The 1,865-nt window shown below is 45.5% G+C and carries 2 protein-coding genes and 1 pseudogene; 1 reads left to right on the top strand and 2 read right to left on the bottom strand.

Annotated features, from left to right (window positions below; genetic code table 11):
* Positions 1-383 (top strand): annotated as a pseudogene (locus AB4653_RS26295) (EamA family transporter); the annotation flags it as partial.
* Between the two features lie 145 nt (positions 384-528).
* Here AB4653_RS26295 and AB4653_RS26290 read toward each other — a convergent pair.
* On the bottom strand, positions 529-1,119 hold the full coding sequence (locus AB4653_RS26290) for a hypothetical protein (protein ID WP_017103434.1): 591 nt from the start codon (positions 1,117-1,119) through the stop codon (positions 529-531).
* A 121-nt stretch (positions 1,120-1,240) separates the two neighbouring features.
* On the bottom strand, positions 1,241-1,865 hold a 625-nt coding region (locus AB4653_RS26285; RefSeq protein ID WP_372105697.1), incomplete at its 5' end, for a class I SAM-dependent methyltransferase.

Below are 1,865 nucleotides of genomic sequence, written 5' to 3'. Positions count from 1 at the left end.
CAGAGTTACCTCAGCGCACAGTATTTGGTTACTTCTATTTGGGTGCGTTATGCGTCGCTTCGGTTGCTTTCATACTCTTAGGTAACCCTGAGAAGCTGCCAACAACCACTCTTCAATGGGGCATCCTGATTTATCTTGGCTTGATTGCTTCGGGGCTAGGTTACTTTATGTGGAATAAAGGTGCATGCATGGTGAATGCTGGTGCACTGGCTGTAATGAACAACGCCTTAGTTCCAGCCGGCCTTGTAGTGAACATCCTTATTTGGAACAGAGACGTCGACTTGATTCGATTGGCCATTGGCGGCGCGGTTATCTTGTTCTCTCTATTCGTCAACGAGACATGGGTGAAAAAGCGTGTTGCGAGATCCACAAGCAACGCCTAACCGCTTTCACTGAGCTAAGTGAACTAAACTAAGCTAAGTGAGCAGAGCTAAATGAGTTAGCTCTGATAACCCCAAAAAGCAAAAGAGCGACCTTAGGTCGCTCTTTTTAAATCATCGTTGTAGCAATAAGTTATCCGTACCAGTTTCAGTGAATGTGACTATGGCTCACTACCTGAGTCTTGGTTTCAGTGAAAGCGACGTCATCAAGTTGTAGGTTGATACGTTCAAGGTTACTTTCCAGTTTTTGACTTTTCTTAAACAGCTTTTGCTGCTTCTTAATCATCTTCGCGAGCTTTTTGTTGTACTTCTCTTGTTTCTTAGCCGCTTTCTTCGCTCGCTTGAGGTCGGCTTTTTCATCACCACTCGCATTAGCGATTCGTTTTTTCAGTTTGGCTTTTTTCTGTGATGCATTTTTATCTACAACATTAGGGGCAATATCAGCAGCGGCTGGATCGAACATTTGTACGCTCGGCTCAATTGTCTCGCTGATTTCCGCAAGCGATAACTCGGGTGCAGGTAATGTTTCCGCTAGTAGGCCGCATGCGGCTTTTTCTTCAACGGGTTTATTTTGACAGCCAAGAGGTGGAATTGCGGTTGGTTTGCATAGGTTCGCTTGATCCGCCGAAGAACGCGCACAAGAACGACACACAAATTTAGGTTCAGTAACCAAGCTGTGGATCTCTCCTAGGTGTTCAGTGATATCTCGACGGTTTAACTTACAAAAGCGTTTAGCCATGCTACAACTCCAGCTAAGAATAATAATGATTCTTAGTTAGATATACATCCGTAACGCGACTATCGCAAGTGTTAAATGGTGATTTATCGTATTTATGACGGGAAATTTTCTTAGCGTGTCTCTAAGTCATTGATGCTTTCACATACACATCAAAACGGTTCTTTTTAGTTTCGATTGCCATGCTCGGTTTTTGCTCGTCTAACCATGCTGCGTAATCCGGTCTTTTGACCACAACGCGCTTAGTTGCCAGCTTCATCGCAGGCTCAAACAAGCCATCGGCATCCAGATCGGCGCCAACCAAAGATTGGAATACTCGCATCTCTTTCTTAACCAAAGCCGACTTCTTCTTGTTCTCTGGGTGTGGGTACATAGGATCGAGGTACACCACATCAGGCTGTTCGAAGTTAGGGTCGTTGCTAAGTTTATCCAGCGCATCGTGACTTGAAGCGTGAATCAACTTCATACGTTCGCTAACCCAACCGCCGATATCTGGGTCTTTTTTTGCTCTCTGCAGGCCGTCATCCAATAATGCAGCCACAACTGGATGTCGCTCTACCATCTGCACTTTACAGCCCAACGAAGCCAATACAAATGCGTCACGCCCTAAGCCTGCTGTACCATCAAGAATAGTTGGCGTTGCACCTTTGTTTAAACCTGCCGCTTTAGCAATTGCCTGACCTTTACCACCACCAAACTTACGTCTGTGACCGACTGCGCCTCCCACTAAATCAACAAAAATAGCGCCA

Source organism: Vibrio sp. 10N.222.48.A3 (genome assembly GCF_041475345.1).
Taxonomy (GTDB): Bacteria; Pseudomonadota; Gammaproteobacteria; order Enterobacterales; family Vibrionaceae; genus Vibrio; species Vibrio tasmaniensis_A.
Note: the sequence above shows the minus strand (reverse complement) of the source record. Positions and strands in the feature narration are given on the sequence as shown.

Excerpts from the sequence above, each read along its gene's own strand:
- AB4653_RS26290 (WP_017103434.1), bottom strand. The coding sequence starts at position 1,119 with ATGGCTAAACGCTTTTGTAAGTTAAACCGTCGAGATATCACTGAACAC.